At 50.0% G+C, this 24,103-nt stretch carries 18 protein-coding genes; 17 read left to right on the top strand and 1 reads right to left on the bottom strand.

Features of this window, described 5'->3' with window-relative positions:
- Nucleotides 1-23 precede the first annotated feature (23 nt).
- The 11 genes from NLBNIHML_RS18565 to NLBNIHML_RS18615 all read left to right on the top strand — a co-directional run bounded on the left by NLBNIHML_RS18565 (nt 24) and on the right by NLBNIHML_RS18615 (nt 14,985).
- A complete protein-coding gene (locus tag NLBNIHML_RS18565; RefSeq protein ID WP_339239074.1) occupies nt 24-1,001 on the top strand; it encodes an ABC transporter permease in 978 nt (325 codons plus the stop codon).
- A 15-nt stretch (nt 1,002-1,016) separates the two neighbouring features.
- Complete coding sequence (locus tag NLBNIHML_RS18570) at nt 1,017-1,925, top strand: carbohydrate ABC transporter permease (RefSeq protein WP_413374484.1); 909 nt, start codon at nt 1,017-1,019, stop codon at nt 1,923-1,925.
- Between the two features lie 128 nt (nt 1,926-2,053).
- Entirely contained in the window at nt 2,054-3,691 is a 1,638-nt protein-coding gene (locus NLBNIHML_RS18575) for a type 2 periplasmic-binding domain-containing protein (protein WP_339239076.1), read from the top strand.
- A gap of 178 nt (nt 3,692-3,869) precedes the next feature.
- The gene (locus NLBNIHML_RS18580) at nt 3,870-6,089 is read left to right on the top strand and encodes a helix-turn-helix domain-containing protein (RefSeq protein ID WP_342571593.1); all 2,220 of its coding nucleotides are present in this window, start codon (nt 3,870-3,872) and stop codon (nt 6,087-6,089) included.
- Between the two features lie 50 nt (nt 6,090-6,139).
- Complete coding sequence (locus NLBNIHML_RS18585) at nt 6,140-8,452, top strand: glycoside hydrolase family 3 N-terminal domain-containing protein (RefSeq protein WP_494352483.1); 2,313 nt, start codon at nt 6,140-6,142, stop codon at nt 8,450-8,452.
- Nucleotides 8,449-11,556: an alpha-mannosidase gene (locus NLBNIHML_RS18590; RefSeq protein WP_494352484.1), complete on the top strand. Its 3,108-nt coding sequence runs from the start codon at nt 8,449-8,451 to the stop codon at nt 11,554-11,556. Before NLBNIHML_RS18585 ends, NLBNIHML_RS18590 begins: the two co-directional genes overlap by 4 nt.
- A gap of 17 nt (nt 11,557-11,573) precedes the next feature.
- On the top strand, nt 11,574-12,449 hold the full coding sequence (locus NLBNIHML_RS18595; RefSeq protein WP_494352485.1) for a sugar phosphate isomerase/epimerase family protein: 876 nt from the start codon (nt 11,574-11,576) through the stop codon (nt 12,447-12,449).
- A 12-nt stretch (nt 12,450-12,461) separates the two neighbouring features.
- On the top strand, nt 12,462-13,334 hold the full coding sequence (locus NLBNIHML_RS18600; RefSeq protein ID WP_494352486.1) for a sugar phosphate isomerase/epimerase family protein: 873 nt from the start codon (nt 12,462-12,464) through the stop codon (nt 13,332-13,334).
- A 187-nt stretch (nt 13,335-13,521) separates the two neighbouring features.
- The gene (locus tag NLBNIHML_RS18605) at nt 13,522-13,749 is read left to right on the top strand and encodes a hypothetical protein (RefSeq protein ID WP_062837704.1); all 228 of its coding nucleotides are present in this window, start codon (nt 13,522-13,524) and stop codon (nt 13,747-13,749) included.
- Between the two features lie 79 nt (nt 13,750-13,828).
- Entirely contained in the window at nt 13,829-14,389 is a 561-nt protein-coding gene (locus NLBNIHML_RS18610) for a hypothetical protein (RefSeq protein ID WP_494352487.1), read from the top strand.
- Nucleotides 14,390-14,556: 167 nt separating this feature from the next.
- On the top strand, nt 14,557-14,985 hold the full coding sequence (locus NLBNIHML_RS18615; protein WP_339258317.1) for a VOC family protein: 429 nt from the start codon (nt 14,557-14,559) through the stop codon (nt 14,983-14,985).
- Nucleotides 14,986-15,086: 101 nt separating this feature from the next.
- On the opposite strand, the gene NLBNIHML_RS18620 is transcribed toward NLBNIHML_RS18615, so the two are convergent.
- Nucleotides 15,087-15,944, bottom strand: a complete 858-nt coding sequence (locus tag NLBNIHML_RS18620; RefSeq protein WP_494352488.1) for a hypothetical protein — start codon at nt 15,942-15,944, stop codon at nt 15,087-15,089.
- A 223-nt stretch (nt 15,945-16,167) separates the two neighbouring features.
- On the opposite strand from NLBNIHML_RS18620, the gene ytxJ reads away from it, so the two are divergent.
- From ytxJ to NLBNIHML_RS18650, 6 genes are all read left to right on the top strand, one after another.
- The gene (gene ytxJ / locus NLBNIHML_RS18625) at nt 16,168-16,707 is read left to right on the top strand and encodes a bacillithiol system redox-active protein YtxJ (RefSeq protein ID WP_494352489.1); all 540 of its coding nucleotides are present in this window, start codon (nt 16,168-16,170) and stop codon (nt 16,705-16,707) included.
- A gap of 245 nt (nt 16,708-16,952) precedes the next feature.
- On the top strand, nt 16,953-17,063 hold the full coding sequence (locus NLBNIHML_RS18630; protein ID WP_494352490.1) for a potassium-transporting ATPase subunit F: 111 nt from the start codon (nt 16,953-16,955) through the stop codon (nt 17,061-17,063).
- Between the two features lie 58 nt (nt 17,064-17,121).
- On the top strand, nt 17,122-18,801 hold the full coding sequence (gene kdpA / locus NLBNIHML_RS18635) for a potassium-transporting ATPase subunit KdpA (RefSeq protein WP_494352491.1): 1,680 nt from the start codon (nt 17,122-17,124) through the stop codon (nt 18,799-18,801).
- 208 nt (nt 18,802-19,009) lie between these two features.
- The gene (kdpB, locus tag NLBNIHML_RS18640; protein WP_494354725.1) at nt 19,010-21,010 is read left to right on the top strand and encodes a potassium-transporting ATPase subunit KdpB; all 2,001 of its coding nucleotides are present in this window, start codon (nt 19,010-19,012) and stop codon (nt 21,008-21,010) included.
- Between the two features lie 99 nt (nt 21,011-21,109).
- Nucleotides 21,110-21,670: a potassium-transporting ATPase subunit KdpC gene (gene kdpC, locus NLBNIHML_RS18645; protein ID WP_494352492.1), complete on the top strand. Its 561-nt coding sequence runs from the start codon at nt 21,110-21,112 to the stop codon at nt 21,668-21,670.
- Nucleotides 21,671-21,762: 92 nt separating this feature from the next.
- Nucleotides 21,763-24,102: a histidine kinase gene (locus NLBNIHML_RS18650; protein ID WP_494352493.1), complete on the top strand. Its 2,340-nt coding sequence runs from the start codon at nt 21,763-21,765 to the stop codon at nt 24,100-24,102.
- Nucleotide 24,103: the final 1 nt, after the last annotated feature.

Genomic DNA, 24,103 nt, shown 5'->3' on the forward strand with positions numbered 1-24,103 from the left:
GAGGTGTAGAAGGAGTGACGCAAATGAGTCGAGTTACGGAAAGCATACCCGCTAAGTTGGAACTCCAGCAGAGGAAACATGTGGAGCCCAAGCGGCAGCATCCATTCATCAAAAGCCTCAAGAAGCACTGGGAGCTCTACCTGCTCGTGCTGCCTCCCGTGTTGTATCTGTTGATCTTCAAGTACATCCCTATGGTGGGTGTCCAGATCGCCTTCAAGGACTTCAGTGTAGTCAAAGGAATCTGGGGAAGCCCCTGGGTTGGCTTCAAACACTTCGAAGCCTTCTTCCAGTCTCCAAACTTCTGGCTGTTGATCAAAAATACGATAGGCATCAGTTTCTATTCCTTAATCGCGGGTTTCCCCATTCCAATCCTGCTGGCGCTGGCGCTGAATGAGATTCGTACGGGTTACTTCAAGAAGACTGTGCAGATGGTCACTTACGCTCCGCATTTTATCTCCACCGTTGTCATGGTATCCATTATCATTCTGATGCTCTCCCCACATGTGGGCGTGGTAGACAAGCTGTTCACACTGCTCGGCTTCCCAATGACCAACTTCATGGGCATTCCGGAATACTTCAAATCAATCTACGTCTGGTCAGGTGTGTGGCAGGGAATGGGATATTCATCCATCATATATATCGCAGCTCTTGCTGGTGTTGACCCATCTCTGTATGAAGCAGCGAAGATGGACGGCGCATCAAGACTTCGGAAAATCTGGCACATTGACCTTCCAACACTCGTTCCAGTCACCGTCATCATGCTGATTCTGAGTCTGGGCAGCATTATGGGCGTGGGCTTCGAGAAAATATACCTGATGCAGAATCCGCTCAACACAAGCGCTTCAGAGGTCATCTCCACGTATGTGTACAAGGTGGGTCTGATTGGTGCGAATTTCAGTTTCTCCTCGGCAGTAGGGTTATTCAACTCCATTATCAACCTGATTCTGCTGGTTATCGTCAACGGCATATCGCGCAAAGTATCCCAGAACAGCTTGTGGTAAAGGAGGAGCTTATTCATGTTCAACCTGATTAATCGGAACCGGATCAAGGACCCGCTCGGTGACCGCATTTTTATGACATTTAACTATATCTTTCTGTTTGCCATACTGCTAACGGTGTTTTATCCGCTCTTGTATATCATCAGTTCTTCGTTCAGCTCTTCACGGGCCGTCACATCCGGTCAGGTGTGGCTGTTCCCGGTCGATTTTAACATCAAGGCTTATATCTCCATATTCAAAAGCCAACAGCTGATGCTCGGTTTCTACAACACAATCATCTACACCGTGGTGGGCACGTTCATTAACGTGGCACTGACCGTCATGCTGGCGTATCCCTTGTCACGCAAGTCATTCTATGGACGAGGTGCCATTATCATTTTCATGATGATCACGATGTTCTTTGATGGCGGTCTGATTCCCACCTATCTCCTGATGAAGGACTTGCACCTGCTGGATACACGTTGGGCGATGTGGTTGCCCGGGGCGCTCGCGGTGTTCCAAGTCATTGTAGCAAGGACGTTCTTCCAATCTTCCATTCCGGAAGAGCTTGGAGAGGCCGCAGAGATGGATGGTTGCCGGGATATCCGGTATTTGATCAGCGTGGTTCTTCCTTTATCAAAGCCTATTCTGGCAGTCATGACACTCATGTATGCCGTAGGTCACTGGAATGCGTACTTTGATGCACTGATCTACCTGCGTTCTGAGAAATTGTTCCCTCTCCAGTACGTGCTGCGCAATCTGCTTATCCTGAACGCGGCTGATCCGGCGATGCTTGCCAATACCAGCCAACAGTTGCGGGATCAAGGGTTTGAGCAGGTGTTGAAATATGCACTGATCGTTGTCGCGAGTATCCCCATTCTGATCATGTATCCATTTGTACAGAAGCATTTTGTTAAAGGAGTCATGGTTGGTTCCCTCAAAGGTTAATCCTTGTGAGTTAAGCCCGGTTGCCTCTTGAAAGGAGGTGGAAGGAACACGCCGGCTTCCGGGAGTGATTGGATACGTGTGCACTACAACCAATGGTTTGCCGTTATGAACAAAAAGGAGGAGTCAGATTGAGAAAATCTTGGATTTCGATGTTGTTTCTGGTCTTTGCTTCGATGGCTTTGTTGTCCGCATGTAGTTCATCCGAGGAATCGGGTGGAAGTAGCGACGGTAGCGGGGAGAGCGGCGGTCCTGTAACCATGACCTTCTTTGCTCCGCAAGGCAAAGCGTCCATGGAAGAGAATGAATTTACCCAATTTATCGAAGACAAGTTCGACGTTACCCTAAAATGGGATCTGGCCCCTACAGACGCCTTGCAGGATCGCAGACAATTGCTGCTGGCCAGTGGTGATTATCCGGAAGTGTTTCTTCACGGCAAGTTCACCACTTCAGACCTTCAAACCTATGGAAAACAGGGCGTGTTCCTTCCGCTACAAGATCTGATTAAGGAGTATGGTCCGAACCTGACCAAGATTATGGAAGAGAAACCATATTTCAAAGAAGCCATTACGGCACCGGATGGCAACATCTATGCACTGCCGATCTTCAATGAATGTTACCACTGTACGTATGCACAGAAATACTGGATCAACACAGAATGGCTCGATAATCTGGGTCTGAAAATGCCAACAACAACCGATGAACTGTACACCGTTCTGAAGGCGTTTAAGACACAGGATCCCAACGGTAACGGGAAAGCGGACGAGATTCCACTTACGGGTGCACCGAACAAGTATGTATGGAATGGCAACATTGATGCCTATCTGATGAATAGTTTCATATACAATGACAACGACAAATACCTGATCGTGAACGATGGCAAGGTGAGTTTTGCCGCCAATCAGGAAGGATGGAAGAAAGGGCTGGAGTACATGAACAAGCTGTATGCAGATGGCCTGATTGATCCAGCTTCCTTCACGCAGAACGATCAGGCGATTGGACAACTGGGCAACAAAGAAGGCGATGAGGTGGTCGGCTCCATTACAACGGCGCTGGTCAGCTATCTCGTAAATACCTATGACAAAGACATCACTCGTCACCAGCACTGGGATATTGTCCCTCCATTGAAAGGGCCGGATGGCGTGCAGACAACAGGCGCCACGCAGAGCGTCGGTGAGTTTGAGTTTGCCATTACCAACAAAGCGACAGAAGCACAGCAGATTGCCGCTATCAAAATTGTGGACTACATGTTCAGTGAAGAAGGTGCACTATACGCGGAGTATGGACCTACCGAAGGCAAGGGCTGGAAAAAGGCAGATGCCGATGAGAAAAACATCAATGGCGAGCCTGCCAAATACAGTTACTACAACCTGCCTGAGCGTGATCCAAACGTTGTTGTGAATGAGAGCTGGTCACAGATCGGAGCGCATGACTTGTCCAACACATTCCGTAATCTGTTTGCCGAAGGGCAGAACCCTTTGGAAGCAGAGGGTTATGGTACACGTCTGGCTCAAGCTACCAATGTGTATGAACCCTATGCACCAAAAGAAGTATATCCTGCGAACGTGTTTATCCGTCCAGAGGATACGGAATCAGCTGCACAATTGACTACGGCCATCAAGGATTATGTGCAGACGAATATGGCACAGTTCATTATCGGTAGCAAGAGCATTGATAAGGAATGGGATGCATATGTCAAAGGTTTCGATGGTCTTGGGCTGAGTAATTACCTTGAGATCTACCAGCGCGCCATTGAGAAGAATCAATAATTGTTGAAGGATTCCATATAGAGGCTGTCCCGTCTGTCACCCGTGACCGGGACAGTCTTCTCCTATGACAACCCCACGTCATCCGATATAATGTACTGAATATTTATGGGAAATTAGCGATCAGCACAAATGATTGTCGTCATTCAGCATGAACAGTAATGGTGGGGGGATCTCGGAGATGAACAACAATTGGTTTAGACGTTTGCTGTTATCGTATCTGCCTGTTTTCTTTATTGTGACGACCATTCTATTCTTTATTTTTTTCCAGGTCTTCAATGAACAGAACCGTAGAGAAGCGCTTAAGGCCAATGAATTCCTGGCCTCACAGGTCACACAATATCTGGACAACTCTCTGCGCTCCATTGATTTCAAGGTACTGCGTGAGATTTTGACCAACCCTAACTTGAAGAATTATTTCTCGGTATCTGGCAGCGATGATGTGTATGCCGGCATTCAGGCGGTCCAGGTGGTTGATGAATTGAAAATAGAGTATCCGCTGATTGATTCGATATATCTCGTTCGATATGGAGATGGCACGGTCTTCAGTAACGGGAAGGCTGTTCCGATTGAAGAGTTCCCGGATGCAGACTTTATTGCAGATAGCCGGACGAGGGATGAACAAAAGTGGGCAGGGGCACGAGCATTCCGGGCTTTCCCTTCACAAGCAACGGAGCAGGTAATTACGATTGTGCGAAGTGTAGGGAACGGCAAAGGACTTGTAGTCACCAACGTGGATCTGAGTACCCTGAGGAAGTCCATCATGCAGATGTATGATCCGGAATTTACGTTTGTGAACATCTTCAACCGTTCGGGCGGCAATCTTTGGGATAGCAGCAGACCAGAAGGGATTACAGCTTCCACTAAAACCACGTCGGGAGAAGTCTTCTCTGAATTTACATCGAGTTATAGCGGCTGGAAGGTGCAGACGGGACTCAATAACGGCAAAATCGTCAAATGGGCTCTGCAATTTTATAATATCTGGTTTGCCTTTGCTGTAGTGGTTGTGTTGATTGGCGTGGTGTGGGTGATCTATGTGACCCGCAGAAACTACAAGCCGATTCAGCAGATTGTCACGTTAATTCAGACCGTCTCTTCGCAGAAGCAATCCGGACTGAACTATGGCAAAGAGAATGAGTTCCGCTTCATCCATGCCACGCTGGAACGCATGATTGATCAGACGAGACAATATCAGGAGGAGCATGAAGAGAATCTGATTTTGCAGAAAAGGATGTTCTTTCAGGAGTTGCTGGAAGGCACACGAGACTTTACGAGCACGGAGCTGACAGCAGAGATGAAGAAGTTCAAACTGCCTGAGCTGGAGCATCGTTGGGCCGTCATGGTAATTGAAATGGATCGGTATGATGCATTTGCGACGGAGTATCATCATCAGGACCAATCCCTCCTGAAATTTGTGTTGTCCAGTATTCTGCAAGAGAGTGCACGCCATGAAGGAACGGAAGTATGGGCTGAATGGATCTCCGATCAGCGTCTGTACGCCATCCTCTGGATGCCGGATATGGAACAGGCCGAGGAGATGGAGCATCGATTGCTGGCTGGTTATCTGGATAGAATCGATCAGTATCTCAACTTCACCGTAACCATTGGGGTGGGTCGAGTTGCTGTCGATATTCGGGGATTGAGAGCTTCATTGAAAGAAGCTGTGCACGCGCTGGAGTACAAGGCTGTACTGGGAATAAATCGCATCATTCCGTGTAGCGATGTGCCGAATTCGACCAATGATGTGTATGAGTTCCTGAAAACCATCTCACTGCTGGTACAGGCAATGCGTTTATCGGACGATGTCTGGGAAAAGCATTTTGAAAGACTGTTTGAACAAATCAGTGAGTCCGTCTTGTCCCGCCAGGAGATTATGAATACGATCCAATTGTTATTTCAACATTACAATCGGGAGTTCGCCGAACTTCCACGGGAGTACCAGGATTCGTGGGCCGCTATATTCACCCCGCTTCTCCCAAGGCTTGAGGGCTGGGAGACGTTAGATGATTTGCGTGAGCTGTGCTGGGAAGGGTTCCGGGAACTGGCCCTACAGATGAAGACGCTGCAATGTTCGCGTAAACACAGATCTCATATTCTAGAGATTCGCAAATACATCGAAGAGCATTACAATAATCCCGATCTGTCGCTGAACTACCTTAGTGATCGATTCGATATTAATCCGAAGTATCTGAGCAAGCTTTTCAAGGATGAGATTGGGGAGAAGTTCGTGGATCTGCTCATTAGTCATCGCATCGAAAAAGCCAAATTGCTCATGCAGGAGACCGATAAGGCTATTCAGGAAATCAGTGAAGAAGTGGGATATACCAACTATAATTCCTTCAATCGGGCTTTCAAAAACGTGGTGGGTGTAGCGCCAAGTGACTACCGTAAGGCCATGTGATGTAAGTGCACGAGCCTAACTAATTCCGAACGCATAAGGAGAATGTGCATATGGACTACAAAGATGCTTCGCTTCCCATTCAGGAGCGGGTTCAGGATCTGATCGGACGGATGACAACGGCAGAGAAGATTGGACAACTCATACAGCCAATGGGCTGGAAGACGTATGTGAAGGCAGCAGATGGCACAGTACAGGTCACGGAAGAGTTCGAAGCGGACATGGAACAGGGCGGAGTCGGTTCTCTGTATGGTGTGCTTCGGGCCGATCCATGGACTGAAGTAACGCTGGAGACAGGTCTGACACCACGACAAGGAGCCGTTGCCACGAATGTCATCCAGCAGTATGCCTTGGAGCATTCCCGACTGGGCATTCCCATTCTGTTCGGGGAAGAGTGCTCCCACGGTCATATGGCGATTGGGGCGACTGTATTTCCGGTACCTTTAACCGTGGGCAGCACGTGGAATATGGAATTATACCGCAAGATGTGTGAAGCCATCGCTGTGGAGACCCGGAGCCAGGGGGGAGCGGCAACGTATTCCCCGGTGCTTGATGTCGTGCGTGACCCGAGATGGGGACGGACGGAGGAATGTTTTGCCGAAGATCCCTATTTAATCGGTGAATTTGCTGTAGAAGCCATGAAGGGACTACAGGGTGACCGCCTCGATTCCAACCAGACGATTGTAGCTACACTCAAGCATTTTGCAGCTTATGGCAGTTCAGAGGGGGGGCGTAATGCCGCACCAGTGCATATGGGATTACGTGAATTGCATGAAATAGATCTGTTGCCGTTCAAAAAGGCAGTGGAAGCCGGGGCCTGCTCCGTGATGACCGCTTATAACGAGATTGATGGCGTACCGTGTACGTCCAGTACGTATCTGCTGAATGACCTGCTGCGCGAGCAGTGGGGTTTTGATGGATTCGTCATTACTGATTTTGGCGCCATTCAGATGCTGGTCCATGGACATAACACCGCCGAGAACGGGGCGCAGGCCGTAGCACAGTCCCTTCAGGCAGGTGTGGACATGGAGATGTCCGGGTACATGTATCGCAAACATCTCGGTCAGGCGCTGGAGCAGAGACTGATCGAAGAGAAAGATCTGGACTTGGCTGTGTGGCGGGTGCTGGAGATGAAATTCAGACTCGGGTTATTTGAACAGCCTTTTGTAGATCCTGACTTTGCAGAACGGGTCATCGGATGTGAAGATCATGTGCGGCTGGCGAGGGAAGTTGCGCAAGAGGGGATTATTTTACTGAAAAATGAAGGGGCGACATTGCCACTCTCCAAAACTGGCACGAAGCTGGCTGTCATTGGTCCGAATGCGAACCATATCTATAACCAGCTTGGGGACTACACCTCGCCACAGCCGAGAGAACAGATCGTCACCGTACTGGATGGCATTACGCGCAAGCTTGGCGCGGATTCGGGTCAGGTATTGTACGCACCAGGTTGCCGGATTAAAGGCGATTCCAGAGAGGGCTTTGCACAAGCGCTCGCCTGTGCGGAACAGGCCGATGTCATCGTGATGGTGATGGGTGGTTCCAGCGCCCGCGATTTTGGTGAAGGCACGATCGACTTGCGGACAGGAGCGTCTGTGGTAACGGATGACCCATGGAATGATATGGAGTGCGGCGAGGGCATTGACCGGGCTTCCCTGAATCTCATGGGTGTTCAATTGGAGCTGGTGCAGCAGGTACATAAGCTGGGGAAACCGGTTATCGTGGTCTATATCAACGGCCGTCCCATAGCTGAACCTTGGATTGATGAGCATGTTCACGCCATTGTGGAGGCTTGGTACCCAGGACAGGAAGGTGGTAACGCGATCGCAGATATTCTGTTTGGCGATGTGAATCCATCTGGCCGTCTTACGGTTTCCATTCCCAAGCATGTTGGGCAACTTCCGGTCTATTATCATGCCAAACGCACGCGTGGCAAGCGGTATCTGGAGATGGATCTGGCGCCGCAGTATCCGTTTGGCTATGGACTGAGCTATACCGAATTCAAATACGAGAACGTAAGAGTAATGCCAGAAGTGATCGGGCCAGAAGATGAAGCGCAGGTGATGGTTGAAGTCACAAATACCGGAGCGGTTGCGGGAAGTGAGGTTGTACAGTTGTACATCACGGATGTGTCGGCTTCAGTCACCCGGGCTGAAATGTCATTGAAGGGTTTTCGTAAAATCCATCTGGAGCCAGGAGAGACCCGGACCGTTACATTCCCTGTGCAAAAAGAGCACCTCGCACTGATCGACTCCCGTCTCCAGTCTGTTGTGGAACCAGGTGAATTCAGACTCATGGTTGGCCGCAATTCTGCTGACTGGACCGCTTGCAGTCTGCACATTCAGAAGGTGGGGGTGGAGGTATGATTCGAATTCAACGATTCATTGAGGACATGAACCGGTCGCAGTGGCTGGATACGATCGAGCTTCCAACGTGGGAGATGCAGAAGGCCAGATACATTCGGCCAGGGGAATACGAGTATGAGCAGGCGGACAAGGCAATGCAGAGCTTGAATCCGCTGAACAGCGTACACGGAACGACGTATTTTCTGAGTAAATGTATGGAGATTCCAGACAGTTGGCAGGATCAAGCCATTGGGTTGATTTTTGAGACTGGAGGAGAAGGGTTACTGAAGGTGAATGGCTTGCCTTATCACGGACTGGATCGGAATCACGGATTCGTACCTCTTCCGAGAAGTCGAGTAGGCAATGCGCCGCAGTTGGAGATTGAACTCTACGACCCGATCCCGGAGCCACATGATCCACTCAATCGACAAGCCGTGATTCAACCGCCTATTCAGGGCATTCGCACAGCCCTGGTTCATATCAATCAGCCCTTGCAGAGCCTGATGTACAGCGTGACGGTACTCGCCGAGTCGCTCCGGGCATATAACGAGAAGGAGCCCAAGCGGATGGCACTTGTTCAGGCCATTCACCAGGTGATGGATGAGATGTACAATAATCCGGACCGCTGGACGGATGCGGCATGGATACAGAATTTTGAACATGGACTGGTACAGTCAGTGCAGCAGGAAGACCCGGAGGAGTATCGAAGTGGCTTCATGCATCTGGTTGGACAATCCCACATTGATATTGCCTGGCTGTGGCCTGTACGAGAGACGGTTCGCAAGTCCAGTCGCACGTTCTCGACCATGTGTACCTTGATGGACACGTATCCGGATTTTGTGTATTCCCAGAGCCAGCCGCAGCTGTATGCCTTCGTCAAGGAGCATTACCCGGAGCTGTACGAGCGAGTTAAAGCACGCATTGCTGAAGGTCGCTGGGAGTTGGTCGGGGGCATGTGGGTGGAGCCGGATCTGAACATTCCGAGTGGGGAGTCGCTCGTCCGGCAGATTCTGTATGGACAGAACTTCTACCAGGCGGAGTTTGGCAGACGCTCCAACATCGAGTGGCTGCCCGATACCTTTGGCTACTGTGCTTCCTTGCCGCAGATGTTAAAGCTTGCGAATATTCCTTATTTTATGACGACCAAGCTGAATTGGAATGACACCAACGCGTTTCCTTATGACCTCTTCGACTGGGTAGGCATTGATGGAACTTCAGTGCTGGCCTATCTGAATCATGGTGTGAATGAGCATACGCGGCCCAAAGATGTGGATGAACATTGGCAATCGTACAAACAGAAGGATGTGCATCCTGAGCAGATGTTGCTCTACGGACATGGCGATGGTGGCGGCGGTGTGACGAATGAGATGGTGGAGTTTGCAGAGCGATCCCATTTGATGGTCGGGCAGCCAATCAGCAAATTCAGCACGGCAGGTGCTTTTTTTGAAGACATATCGTCCAATAATCCAACGTTGCCGAAGTGGCACGGGGACTTGTACCTGGAGTTACACCGGGGAACCTATACGACCCATGCGAGGAACAAACGTAGCAATCGAAAGGCAGAGGTATTGTACCGGGAAGCGGAGATCTGGGGGCAATTTGCCGGAGCTTGCGCTGCACACACGAAGAATGATCTGGATGAAGGCTGGAAGCTGATCATGCTTAACCAGTTTCATGATATTATTCCGGGAACATCGATTCCTGAAGTATATGTAACGTCCACCGAGGAGTACACGAAGGTATTTTCACTCGGTACATCCGCACTGCGAGAAACGCTGGATATCCTTGCGGAGAACATTGTAACCGATGAAGTTGAGGGTCTTCCCTACATTATATTCAACAGCCTCGGTTGGGAACGTGGAGAAAATATCACCATTACAGGCGATGAACACCTCGCCGGGATGGCCGCATTCGATCGTCAAGGAAACCGTCTGGCCAGTGATCTGGAGCAAAAAGAAGACAAGTATACGCTGCTTGTGCATGTTCCATCGATTCCTGCTTTTGGGTATACAACCATATGGCTGCGCGAGGCACCGGATGTTATCCTTCCAGGAAGGGAAGAAGAACCCTTCCCTTCCACATGGGAAACTGAATTTTACACACTTGAGTTCAATGACTTGGGAGAGATCACCAAGTGGTATGACAAAACGGTAGGACGCGACTGGCTGAAGCCCGGTGATCGGGCGAATGAGTGGCAGTTTTTCCACGATAAGCCGACGTACTGGGATGCCTGGGATATCGATCCACGGTTTGAATCCCAGCGGGCAGGTGCGGTGCAGTTGGTCTCCAGAGAGGTTGTACAGCGCGGAGCTACGCGAGATGTGCTGCGTTATGTGTGGAAGCTGAATCAATCGGAGATCAGCCAGGATATTATTTTGCATCACCACCAGCGGCGTGTTGATTTCCATACGAAAGTGAACTGGAATGAGAGTCATAAGCTGCTCAAGGTGGCATTTCCGGTGGATCTGGTGGCAGCGAAAGCAGCCTATGAGATTCCGTTTGGAGCATTGGAGCGTCCAACCCATAACAACACCAGTTGGGAGCAGGCGCAGTTCGAGGTCTGCGGGCATCGCTGGGCGGATATCTCAGAAGGCAATAGTGGTGTCAGTTTGCTGAATGATTGCAAGTATGGATACGACATCAAGGATCGGACGATTCGCCTGTCCCTGCTTCGTGCACCCAAATGGCCGGATGAACATGCTGATCAGGGCAACCATGAATTCACATATTCGTTCCTGCCACATCAGGGGGATTGGCGACAAGCTGCTGTCGTTCGCCGCGCAATGGAGCTTAATCATCCGGTGGAAGTTGTTGCAGTGAGTCCGTCTTCGGGTCACTTGCCGTCTGAACACGCTTGGGTTCAGTTCCATAGTGAGCATGTCATTCTGGATGCAATCAAGCCCGCAGAAGATGGCTCGGGAACGGTGCTGCGTTTCTACGAATCTTCAGGAGGTCGGGAAACGGTACATGTCGAATGGGTTAAAAGGGAAATTAAGGCGTCTGTCATTAATCTGCTGGAGGATGAGATCCATCCGTTGGCTTGTCCGAACGGTACATTCGAACTGACATTTAAACCGTATGAAATTAAGTCAGTGAAACTTGTTCCAGTGAATCCAAATACGTAATCTTCAGGAGGTATGACATGAAATTAACGAATAAGATCGGTGTCATCGTGGATAGCTTTGGCGTAGGTGTACGGGAAGGGTTGAACAAGGCGAAGGACGTAGGTGCAGAAGGTGTGCAGATATACGCCGTCAAGGGAGAGATGGACCCTGAAAATTTGTCACCTGCGGCGCGCAGGGAGCTGAAGAGTTACATCGATTCATTGGGCCTCGAAATTTCAGCCCTGGTTGGTGACCTTGGCGGACATGGTTTTCAGGTCAAGGAAGATAATCCGTGGAAAGTGGAAAAATCGAAGCGGATCGTGGATCTGGCCCTCGATCTGGGTACCAACATCGTCACGACACATATCGGCATTGTTCCACATGACCCTTCATCGGAAGTCTACGCTACGCTGCATGCTTCTTGTGAGGAACTGGGTCAGTACGCCAAAAGTGTTGGCGCTTATTTTGCCATTGAGACAGGTCCGGAAACGGCAGCTGACTTGAAAGGGTTCCTGGATACACTGTCGACCAACGGGGTATCGGTGAATTTTGACCCGGCAAATATGGTGATGGTGACTGGAGATGATCCGGCGCAGGGCGTTCGTCTGCTTAAGGATTACATCGTACATACCCATGTGAAGGATGGTGTGCGGTTGAAGGAAGTCGACCCACGAGACGTATACGGAGCGGTCGGTTATGCGCCTATGGATCACGATAAGATCGCTGAGATGGTCTCGTCCGGAACGTTCTTTCGTGAAGTGCCACTGGGCGAAGGTGGTGTTGATTTTGACGGATACTTTGCAGCGCTTCAGGAGATTGGTTACACCGGTTATCTGACGATTGAGCGCGAGGTAGGTAATCAGCCGGAGGAGGATATTCGCAAGGCGGTTCGATTCATTCAACAATATCGATAGGGAGCTGAGCAGATGAAAGTGGGCCTGAGCACGTACAGTTTGTTGAACGATTTGAATTCCGGTGAGATGACGGTGCTGGATGTGATTGACTGGATTGCGGCAAACGGCGGAGAGCATATGGAGATGGTACCTTACGGTTACACCGTGGAGGACAATCACGATCTGGCGGATGCGATTCGGGAACGGGCAGCGTCTGCAGGTATTGAACTGTCCAACTATTCGATGCCAGCCAATTTCGTTCAGGAGACGGAAGAGGCGTTTGAAGAAGAGATGGCCCGGGTCAAAAGGCATGTGGATGTCGTACACCGGATGGGTGTAAAACATATGCGTCATGACGTCACGGCATTTACCCTGCCGAAGGAGAAGATGACCATTGCCTGGTTCGAGGAGCATCTGCCTCTGATGGTACGGGGAAGCCAGATCATTGCGGACTATGCAGCGCAGTTTGGGATCACCACAACCATTGAGAATCACGGCTTCAGTGTGCAGGCGAGTGACCGGGTGCAGCGTGTACTGCATGCGGTGGATCGTCCCAACTTCAAGACAACACTCGATATTGGTAACTTCATGTGTGTGGATGAGAACCCGATCATTGGTGTCATGAAAAATCTGCCGTACGCTTCTCTGGTTCATTTCAAAGATTTCTACTTCCGTCCTTATGATGAGCATCCGGGTGAGGGGGAATGGTTCACGACAGCTTACGGCAACTTCCTGCGTGGGGCCATCGTTGGGCAAGGGGATATTCCGATCCGCAAAATTGTAAAGCTGATCAAAGACTCCGGTTATGATGGCCACATTACGGTGGAGTTCGAGGGCATGGAGGAATGCAAATCTGCATCCAAAATTGCCATGGACAACCTGCGTCGCTTCTGGGAAGAGGCGTAACGAACATTATGGAGAGCAATCAAGGGCCGCGTCCAGACGTGGCTCTTTTTCTCATACTACAGCAAGTGAAAAAGCCTATCAGAATATGGTTCTGCGCAAGGATTAAGTTACGAGCATCCCAAGTGTGGTATACTGAATATATTCAGCCTGATAATAACTGGCTATGGATAGGAGAGGTCACTGATCTATGCAGGTATTCGAGGACTGGAATCAGAAGGTAAAGAAGACGTTTAATGCTACGAACCCAGAGGTAGTATTGACGGTATCGGAAGCTGGAAGTTTGCTTGGATTGACCAAAGACCAGATGAAACTGTACGTGGACAAGAACAAACTTACGAAGGTCCCGATCATGAGAAGTGTTCACCGATACCTCTTATTGAAAAGTGAAATAGATAACATCGTTCAAGCACGATAACTTCATAGGATTGAACACAACCATTTGACCGACAGGCTTCGGGAGAGTGGTCTTTTTTTTATCGGAAAGGGGACAGAACGTGCTGAAGAAAGTGTCAGACTGGTTCTATCAGAGGGTAAACTGGTTTTGGGTTGTAGCTGCGGTTGTTGTATTTGCCTGCTTTATTGCATTTATACTGCCTTGGCAGGCGGCAAAGTCGGAGGAAGCCACAGGTGGCGGGCAGTCCCCGGATTCCTCTTTTTTGTACACGGCGGATGATCTATATCAGATGGCTGAGCAGTATGGTGAAGCAGGGCGGAGCGCCTATATCCATGCACGGTTCACATTTGACCTCATATGGCCGTTGGCCTATCTGTTCTTATTGGTCGTTCTGTTATCCGTACTCTATCGTGTGCTTCCGGTAAAGAGTCGCTGGCGCTGGGTGAATCTCATTCCAGTCTTAGGTTGGGCTATGGACATGTTTGAAAATGTAGGTGCATCCCTGATCATGTATCGTTATCCTGAACGTACGCCTGTGGTTGCTGAACTCACTCCGATATTTACCTTGTTGAAATGGTGTCTGATCTATGCCAGTTTTGCAGCACTGGTTCCGGGTGTTCTGATCCGTGTTCTCTACTATATACGCAAGCGAAAGAACTAGTGGAGAGAGGGATGGATTAAGAATATGTTGGTAACCCTAATCGTGTAAAAGTCGCCAGAGATGAGTGCAGAAATATACGCTTGTCAAAGGACAACCTGTTCATATATACTCATGTCGCAAGTGGCGTGAATTGTATAATTACATGAGCCCAAGGAGATGAAGAACGCATGTCGATCAGCTTGAATGTGTATGTGATAACAGACGGTAATGGACGTGAAGCGGTAGATTTTTATCAAAAGGCATTTGGAGCGGAAGTGCTCGCACTTCAAACATTTGGTGACGGTCCATCTGACCCGAATCATCCCATCCCGCCAGAAGCGAAAGACCGTATTATGCATGCTTCTTTGCAGATTGGCAGCTCGGTATTAATGTTGTCTGACACATTTCCAGGCATGCCGTACACTATAGGTAATCATGTTAGTATTACTGTGAACACGGATACTGTGGATGAAGCCAAAGCTATTTTCAGCCAACTGGAAGATGGCGGCGTAGTGGAAATGGCGATACAAGAGACGTTCTGGAGTCCAGCCTACGGCACGGTTGTCGACAAATTCGGCGTACATTTTCAAGTCAGTGCTAAACCGGGACAAGCTTAAGGGCGTACTCTTCGCTAATATAGCCTACAAACGGCAAAACCTCCGCGATCTGCTTTGAGCAGTTCTGGAGGTTTTTTTGTTTTTCCCTATACGGCGTGGGATTACCCTTCCTTCTGAATCTTGGAAGGGTTGTTGATTTTATAGGGAACCGGGTTACGTGTCAGCTTTTTCTTGATGATTTTGGCTTCAAACGTGATAACGTCTCCCACTTCGAGTTCTTGTTTCTTAACGGTGGCACTGTGGCTCGACCAGGCTTCCCCAACGTCAATGACGTCTGGCTCCGTGATGGTAACTGCTTCATAGATGATGACTTCATCGTCATTGTCAGAGAAGTGATTCGGCACAGTGGTGAATTCTTTGACAACGGCGCTCATCTTCACTTTGCCTTCTGGCAGATCAATCTTAACGGTCTTGGCCTTGCTCGCTGTTTTGGTCTTGGGTTTGGCTTCACCGGATGCCCCGGACTGAGGTCCAACATACGCTTCTACTAATCCATCCGGATCACCCTTCATCCCCGAGGAGAAATCATCGGTGTCCGTGTCGTCCGAATCATCCAGATTAGCCGGAATTTCATCCGGGTTAACCAGCATATCTTCTGGAGTTGGCGTAACATCAGCAGAGACTGGTGCGATTGTATCCGAAGTTGACGATTCTGTGCTGCGATCTGGCCCCGCAGTACTTACGCTTCTGGCGCTGTAACTGGACGCTTGCATTTCCTTTAGATACGACGGGTGAATGCAATGTTTTTGTCCATTATCCAGTTGAATGACGGCTGCCATGTGATCAACATATCCAATGATGGTGCACGGCATATTTAATCCGTTTCCTTTATAATAGAACGTTTTGAGTTTGGTTGCTTTACCGGAAAGCAGGCCCCACTCCTGACATTTCTCAATCAGTTCATCTTCATTATCCAGCGTGATAAAATCCTGTGGTTCAATCATAAACGCGTATGTCATATGGAATTTCCGCCCTTCCAATCCATTCTTCATGTTCATCGTTTCCAAATTACAACCAGTGTATCACAAATGAGCATTTTGCTTAAATCCAATCACTGAAATCTGTACCTCAGAGACGAAGATTATCTACGCCTGCTCACAGAGGCCTATGCTATAATTTGATCAGAATGTAAGGTGGGAAGGTATAGCCTTGATATACATATTTCGTGAAGGGAAGATCTGTATGGATAAAAAGGTAAATCATCAAGCCGTATGGCTTGCTATAGGTGTTGCCCTGGGAGTCAGCATTGGTACGGCTACACAGCAACTTGGACTTGGGATTGCTTTTGGCTTGGCGCTTGGCATTGTCATTGGTTCGGTGGTTAGCAAACGTGTGGGTTCGGACCAGGAAGATATGCTCAGCGAACATGTTCGAGAATTGCACAAACCGGGTGATTGGCAAGAGGCCCTTCAACGCTCGCAGGATCATCCGGTTCTTATCCTGAAGCACAGCACAACGTGTCCGATAAGTGCGAGAGCGTACAGAGAATTTATCGCGTTTGTAGGCACCAATGCGTCAGATCCCAAACATCCCATGGATTACCGCATCGTCAAAGTGATTGAAAATCGCTCTTTGTCCCGCCATATTGCGGAAGAGACAGAGATTCACCATGAGTCACCACAGGTACTTCTGCTCGATCAGGGGCAAGTTGTCAATCATACCTCCCATGGCAAAATCACGAAAAAGAGATTATTGCAGTGGGCACAGCATCCGTTTGGATAAATAGATACCCTTCAAAGACCCGTTCTTTTCAGCCCATAGCTGAGAAGTGCGGGTCTTTTTTTACGCTTTTTTTACACCTGTGAAGGCAATTCTTTACCCCTTTTTTACAGCGTTTCATATTACGATTTTACATGTAGCAGGTGCAGAGAACGGTAGAGGGAGGGAGGGCCGCATGGTGAATGATGCCACGATGATTGGATTGGTTGTGCTGCTGTTTGCGGTGTTCTGGGGATTTGTGAAATTCTGTGAAAAGGCTTGAGGGTAGAGGGGGGAACGGAATGATTGCCATCGGCATAATTGTGCTCGCACTGGTGATGTATCTCGGTTATGTGCTGGTGAAGCCAGAGAAATTCTGATGCTGACACTGTACGTAATGCGGAACAAGGGAACGTCGAATAGGGAGGAAATGCGGATATGGGTATCGGTGTAGTGCAAGTAGCGGTAACGCTGCTGATCATCCTGCTGCTGGTGAAGCCGGTGGGAAAATATGTAGTAAACGTGTTCGATGGACAGCGAACGGGAATGGATCAGTTTTTTGGCCGGCCGGAGCGATTGCTCTATCGCGTGATGGGGGTACGGGAGAATGAGTCCATGGGGTGGAAAAAGTACCTCACGGCCGTTCTCCTCTCCAACTTCGTAATGTTGGTGTTGATGTTTCTAGTACTGCGACTGCAAAAATATTTACCGCTCAATCCGGATGGGATTGACAATATGCCAGCGGCGCAGGCATTTAATACAGCCGTTTCGTTCATGACCAATACGAACTGGCAGTCTTATACGGGCGAGAACGCCCTGTCGTACCTGTCACAGATGCTGGCCGTGACATTCCCGATGTTTACGTCGGCAGCGACGGGATTCGCGGTAGCCATTGCGTTCATTCGCGGGCTGGTAGGCCGCCGGGATGAACTGGGGAACTTTTACGTCGACCTTGTACGGTCGATTACACGTATTTTTTTACCGCTGAGCTTCATCGTGGCCCTGTTCCTCGTGTTCCAGGGTGTGCCTCAGACGCTTGCGGGAGCGGTGAACGCCACCACGCTGGAAGGCGCCCAGCAGACGATTACACGTGGACTGGTCGCCTCACTGGAGTCGATCAAACACATTGGCACCAACGGTGGTGGCTGGTTTGGAACCAATGCTGCGCATCCCTTCGAGAATCCAACGGCCCTGAGCAATTTGGTGCATATCGTCTGCATGATGCTGTTGCCAACTGCGTTAGTCTACGCCTTCGGCTTGATGGTCAATAACCGGAAGCAGGGTTGGGCCTTGTTCGCAGCAATGAGTTTTCTTTTCCTTGTGATGTTGACCACGGTATTTGTCTCCGAATATCGCGGTGTGCCTGCGCTGGATGCAGCAGGTCTGCAGGGCAATATGGAAGGGAAAGAGGTCAGGTTCGGCATACCCGAGTCTGCTTTATTTACGGCAGTAACGACAGCGGCTACTACAGGTTCAGTCAACAATATGCACGAATCGCTTACCCCGCTTGGAGGTCTGGTGTCACTCGCCCAGATGATGCTTAATAACGTGTTTGGCGGCAAAGGGGTAGGGCTGATCAACGGACTGTTGTACGTGATTCTGGCTGTGTTTATCTGTGGATTAATGGTGGGGCGTACACCGGAGTTCCTAGGCAAAAAAATCGAGGGCAAAGAAGTGAAACTCGCATCCATCGCCTTGCTCATTCATCCTTTGATTATTCTTGCGCCAACGGCACTCGCACTTATGCGGCCTGAAGCTATTGCGTCCATCTCGAACGGGGGCATGCATGGCCTGACCGAAGTTCTCTATGCTTTTGCCTCGGGTGCAGCCAATAATGGATCGGCCTTTGCCGGACTGAATGCCAATACAGACTTTTACAACATCGCGATTGGTATCGTTATGTTGCTGGGAAGGTACGTTTCGATGATCGCCATGCTCGCTATCGCGGGTTCACTTGCTGTGAAACGGGTTGTACCTGTAACCACAGGTACCTTGCGGACACACACACCTCTCTTTGCTGGCATTCTGGTTATGATGATCGTTGTTGTCGGCTCACTTACGTTCTTCCCTTCGCTTGCTCTTGGACCGATTGCAGAGCATCTGGCGATGATTCAATGAGGGATGTGACAGGGGGACTACAGAGGAATTGGTGTAAGGACGTAATGTATGGAGGTGGCAATGTACGATGAATGCAGTCGAACGAAAGAAGGAACAGACGATGCAACACATGGATACAGAAATGTTTAGAACGAAGGGCAATGAGCCGGATAACAATCGCGGTCATATTCAACATGATCCCGGATCGAAACGGTCGTTAAGCAAAGATATGATACTTCAGGCTTCACGGGATGCGTTCAAGAAGCTTAATCCAGTGGTCATGATCAAAAACCCGGTTATGTTCATTGTCGAGGTAGGTACATTCATTACGCTCTTGTTATGCATCAATCCCGATCTGTTCACCGCATCCGAAGCGGGGCGCGGTTACAATATCGCCGTATTTTCCATTTTGCTGTTCACACTGCTGTTCGCCAACTTCGCGGAGGCACTAGCTGAAGGTAGAGGTAAAGCGCAGGCGGATACGTTACGCAAGACGAAGTCGGACACCATGGCCAATCTGGTACAGAAGGATGGAACCATCCGACACGTGTTTTCGACCCAATTGAAAAAAGGAGATATGGTACGTGTGGAAGTTGGTGAACTGATCCCGACGGACGGTGAGATTATGGAGGGCTTGGCCTCTATTGATGAATCGGCTATTACGGGAGAATCTGCCCCGGTTATCAAGGAAGCAGGAGGCGATTTCTCTTCGGTTACCGGAGGTACTCGCGTCGTATCGGATTACATCGTCATGCGTGTTCAGACCGATCCGGGGGAGTCATTCCTTGACCGGATGATCTCTCTGGTTGAGGGTGCACAGCGCCAGAAAACACCTAATGAAATCGCGCTGACAACCCTGCTCGCCGTATTAACCCTGATCTTTCTGATCGTCATTCTGACAATGGTTCCGATGGCGAATTACTTGGGTATTCGACTGGATCTGGCGACCCTGATCGCATTGCTCGTCTGCTTGATCCCCACCACCATTGGTGGATTACTGTCTGCTATTGGTATTGCCGGTATGGACCGTGTTACGCAGTTCAATGTGCTCGCCATGTCGGGTAAAGCGGTGGAAGCAGCCGGGGATATCGACACATTGATTCTGGACAAAACGGGGACGATCACATACGGAAACCGCATGGCATCTGAGTTTATTCCCGTTCAGGGCATTACTTCGTCAGAGATGACGCAAGCTGCTTTACAGGCTTCTGTGCGAGATGAGACCCCGGAAGGGCGTTCTGTTGTAGAACTGGCAGGCAAACAAGGCCAAAGCTGGCCTGAGACGGAGTATGCACATGCAGAAAATGTGGAATTCACGGCAGAGACCCGGATGTCCGGTCTCAATCTGAGTAGCGGAATGAAGATCCGCAAAGGTGCGGTGGATGCGATCAAAAGATATATTGCTTCCGAAGGAGGCCGTATACCGGGGGATCTGGATGAGATCGCAAATCGAATTGCAAAGGCTGGGGGTACGCCGCTTGCTGTAGCTATCGATGAACATATCTACGGTGTGATCTATCTGAAAGACACTGTGAAGCCAGGGCTGAAAGAGAAGTTCGCTGAGATGCGCGCCATGGGCATCAAGACCATTATGTGTACAGGCGACAATCCGCTCACCGCAGCGACCATCGCGCTAGAAGCGGGCGTGGATGATTTTATTGCCGAAGCGAAGCCCGAGGATAAGATTGCGGCGATCAAAAAAGAGCAGCAGGAGGGCAAACTCGTCGCCATGACGGGCGACGGTACCAACGATGCTCCTGCTCTGGCGCAGGCCGATGTGGGCCTGGCGATGAATTCGGGCACCATGGCGGCCAAGGAAGCGGCCAACATGATTGACTTGGACTCTGACCCGACCAAGCTATTGTCGGTCGTCTCCATTGGCAAGCAGCTGCTGATTACACGCGGTGCGCTCACAACCTTTTCGATATCCAATGATATCGCGAAATATTTTGCCATCATCCCAGCCATGTTTATTCTCGCCATGCCGCAGCTTCAGGCACTGAATATTATGAATCTGGCTTCACCGCAGTCTGCGATCCTGTCGGCGCTCATCTTCAACGCCATTATCATCCCGCTACTCATTCCTATCGCAATGAGAGGGGTCAAGTATCGGGCGATGTCAGCGGAACGGCTGCTTGGTCGCAATGTGTTCATCTATGGTGTAGGTGGTGTGATTGTACCTTTTATCGGCATTAAGCTCATCGATATGGTTCTGTCGGGGATTCTTTGAGAAAACGATGTGATCTTGAAACCCTGAACTAAAGAGTGATACACCGCAACGCTTATCAACATTATTCTTTTATCCTAATGAATTCAGGAAGTGATTTGTATGAACATGTTCTTACCCGCCGTACGGCTATCCGTCGTGCTGATGGTGATCTGCGGTCTAATCTACCCGCTTGTAACGACTGGCGTAGCCCAACTTCTCTTCCCTGCGCAGGCGAATGGCAGTCTGATTACGCAAAATGAGAAAATTATCGGCTCGTCACTGCTGGCGCAGGAAATCCAATCGCCGGGGCTGTTCCAGCCCCGGGCATCGAATGCCGGTTATGACCCAACGGCTTCAGCCGGTTCGAATCGTGCCGTAGCTTCAGAGGAGTATATTAGCGAGATGAAGGAAAAGATGGCTAAGCTTCAGCAGGAAAACCCCGGATTAAAGCAAATTCCTGCTGATCTCGTGACGGTTTCAGGCTCTGGACTTGATCCGGATCTCTCTCCCGAAGCCGCTGAGGCACAGATCCCGCGTATTAGCGAAGCTACTGGGCTTAGTGAACAGCAGCTTGTACAACTTGTACATGAGTATACGGAAGGCCGTCAGATGGGTATATTTGGGGAACCTCGTGTGAATGTAACGGCTCTGAATCTGGCGCTGACAGCCGAACTGAACTAACGAGTTAACATATTAGCCTGCTCACGACATATCGTGAGGGGCTTTCTCCGTTTTTTTTAATCCTATTATAAAGGGAAGGGGAAGAGAGACGGATGGAAGACAGCTTCAAGCGCAAGTCACCGGAAGAGATGCTGAAGATGATTAAGAAGCTGCAGCAGGGTACGCTCAAAATCTACATCGGCCCCGTCAGCGGATCGGGCAAAACGTATCACATGTTACGTGAAGGAAATGCGTTGCGCGACCAGGGCGTTGATGTGGTCATCTGTGCCGTATCGACGATGCGCAGACCGGAAACGGTAGAGCAGCTTGGCACACTCGAACGGATTCCAAGCATTCACTGGTTGCGCCAGAGTGATGATGCAGAGATGAAGGATCTGAACTTGGATGCACTCCTGGGGCGTAATCCGGAGGTGGTGCTGGTGGATGGTTTGGCACATCACAACCGGGAAGGCGCCCGACATGCTACCCGGCTGGAGGACATTCAATTCTTGCTCCGACACAATATCAGTGTCATGACAACGGTGAATGTGTATGAGTTGGAGGGTTATACCGAGCTGGCACGGCAGCTCACAGGTATCGCAGCAGAACATACCGTACCCGCGGATACACTGGAACTTGCGGATGAGGTCAAGCTGATTGACGTCACGCCGGAAACGATACTGAGCCGTCTGGCAGAAGGTCACTTGAAGGGGCGTGAGGGAGAAGCTGTATTTCGTCAAGGCAATCTGGGTATTCTGCGCGAATTGGCCCTGAGATTGGTTGCAGAAGGGGTGAATGAATCCCTGCGTGAGCATCGGGAGGAGATGGGAATTACGGTGACAACAGGCATCGCGGAACGGATTCTGGTGTCCACGCAATATCATTGGAATGGTTCGATCTATATCCGGCGGGGACAACAGATTGCCAAACGACTGAATGGTGATCTGTGCGCCGTGGTTTTTCGGAATATGAAGCAGCCATTAACCAAAGAGGCAACCGTATTTCGGCGGAATATGATCAAGCTGGTGGAGAAGTTTGGCGGCCATATGGAGGAGCTGTCTGTATTACACCGTCGGAACATCCCGTCTACACTGGCACGTTACGCAATGGAGCATCAGATTACCCGGATTGTGATGGGACATTCCCGGCGTACGCGCTGGCAGGAACTGTGGCAAGGGTCCGTTGTTAATTCGCTGCTACGCAGATTACGTGGTGTGGATCTGTTTCTGGTTGCTGATCGAGCGGCCCGGGAGGGTGAACGTGTGGTCCCGGCCAAAGTAAACGAAGTGGAGTCACTGACATACCGCAGACTAAGTGAGCAGGAGATGAAGGAACAGATTGGCCAGATCCAGCGGGGTACATTCAAAATATATATCGGAGCCGCACCCGGTGTAGGCAAAACCTACATGATGCTGCGGGAAGGCAATGATTTGCTCCGTAAGGGCATCGATGTGCGGATTGGCTTGTTGGAGACACATGGACGGGCGGAAACCGTGGAGCAGATAGGTCATTTATCTGTGATCCCTCGCGTGCAGCGAGTTTATCAGGAAACTCGTCTGGAAGAGATGGACACAGAGGCCATTCTGCATCTTTGCCCAGAAGTGGTGCTTGTGGATGAACTGGCACATACGAATATACCCGGGAGTGTCCTGCAAAAGCGTTATGAAGATGTCCTGCTCCTGCTGAATGCAGGCATCTCGGTGATTACCACAATGAACGTACAGCATCTCGAAAGTCTAAATGATGCCGTTGAACATATTACAGGTGTTCGTGTCCGCGAGACCGTACCCGATCGGATCATTCAGATGGCGGATGAGGTGCAGCTGATTGATGTGGCGCCCCAGGCCTTGCGGCAGCGCATGAGGGAGGGTAAAATCTATGCAACTGCCAAGGTCGAGCAAGCCCTTGCGAATTTCTTCAAAATCGGTAATTTGATTGCTTTGCGAGAACTTGCCCTGCGCGAACTGGCGGACGATGTCGATGAACGGCTTGAAACACAACAAGCTAAAATTGCACTTCGAGGACCTTGGCGCAGACAGGAAGCGGTCTTTGTATGTGTAAGCAGTGATCATCATGCCGAGCGGCTGATCCGGCGTGGATTCCGCATGGCTTTCCGTCTAAAAGCCATCTGGCACGTACATCATATCCACATCGGTGAATCCATGAGTGCCGAAGTGAAGTGCCATCTGGACGCGTTGGAGCAACTGACGATTCGGCTTGGCGGTCAATTTCATATCCATCACAGTCCAAGGTTGCGCGAAGTACCTGAGATTTTGGCAAGAAAGGCATCGGAGGCGAGAGCAACCCAGTTGGTAGTCGGGCAGGCAAGACGGGTGTGGTGGCTGAATGGCTACCGCGGCTCAGGTTCGGTGGTCAACCGACTTGTACGGTTGTCGCGGCATCTGGATGTATTAATCGTTGCAGATTACGATGAGGAACGGAGCGGGATGTGAA

This window comes from Paenibacillus sp. JNU01 (assembly GCF_059130585.1).

Coding starts and splice junctions, on each gene's coding strand:
- NLBNIHML_RS18585 (WP_494352483.1), top strand. CDS start 6,140: ATGGACTACAAAGATGCTTCGCTTCCCATTCAGGAGCGGGTTCAGGAT.
- NLBNIHML_RS18570 (WP_413374484.1), top strand. CDS start 1,017: ATGTTCAACCTGATTAATCGGAACCGGATCAAGGACCCGCTCGGTGAC.
- kdpC (WP_494352492.1), top strand. CDS start 21,110: ATGAACATGTTCTTACCCGCCGTACGGCTATCCGTCGTGCTGATGGTG.
- kdpA (WP_494352491.1), top strand. CDS start 17,122: ATGGGTATCGGTGTAGTGCAAGTAGCGGTAACGCTGCTGATCATCCTG.
- NLBNIHML_RS18615 (WP_339258317.1), top strand. CDS start 14,557: ATGTCGATCAGCTTGAATGTGTATGTGATAACAGACGGTAATGGACGT.
- NLBNIHML_RS18580 (WP_342571593.1), top strand. CDS start 3,870: ATGAACAACAATTGGTTTAGACGTTTGCTGTTATCGTATCTGCCTGTT.
- kdpB (WP_494354725.1), top strand. CDS start 19,010: ATGATACTTCAGGCTTCACGGGATGCGTTCAAGAAGCTTAATCCAGTG.
- NLBNIHML_RS18650 (WP_494352493.1), top strand. CDS start 21,763: ATGGAAGACAGCTTCAAGCGCAAGTCACCGGAAGAGATGCTGAAGATG.
- NLBNIHML_RS18595 (WP_494352485.1), top strand. CDS start 11,574: ATGAAATTAACGAATAAGATCGGTGTCATCGTGGATAGCTTTGGCGTA.
- NLBNIHML_RS18605 (WP_062837704.1), top strand. CDS start 13,522: ATGCAGGTATTCGAGGACTGGAATCAGAAGGTAAAGAAGACGTTTAAT.
- ytxJ (WP_494352489.1), top strand. CDS start 16,168: ATGGATAAAAAGGTAAATCATCAAGCCGTATGGCTTGCTATAGGTGTT.
- NLBNIHML_RS18590 (WP_494352484.1), top strand. CDS start 8,449: ATGATTCGAATTCAACGATTCATTGAGGACATGAACCGGTCGCAGTGG.
- NLBNIHML_RS18600 (WP_494352486.1), top strand. CDS start 12,462: ATGAAAGTGGGCCTGAGCACGTACAGTTTGTTGAACGATTTGAATTCC.
- NLBNIHML_RS18565 (WP_339239074.1), top strand. CDS start 24: ATGAGTCGAGTTACGGAAAGCATACCCGCTAAGTTGGAACTCCAGCAG.
- NLBNIHML_RS18620 (WP_494352488.1), bottom strand. CDS start 15,944: ATGACATACGCGTTTATGATTGAACCACAGGATTTTATCACGCTGGAT.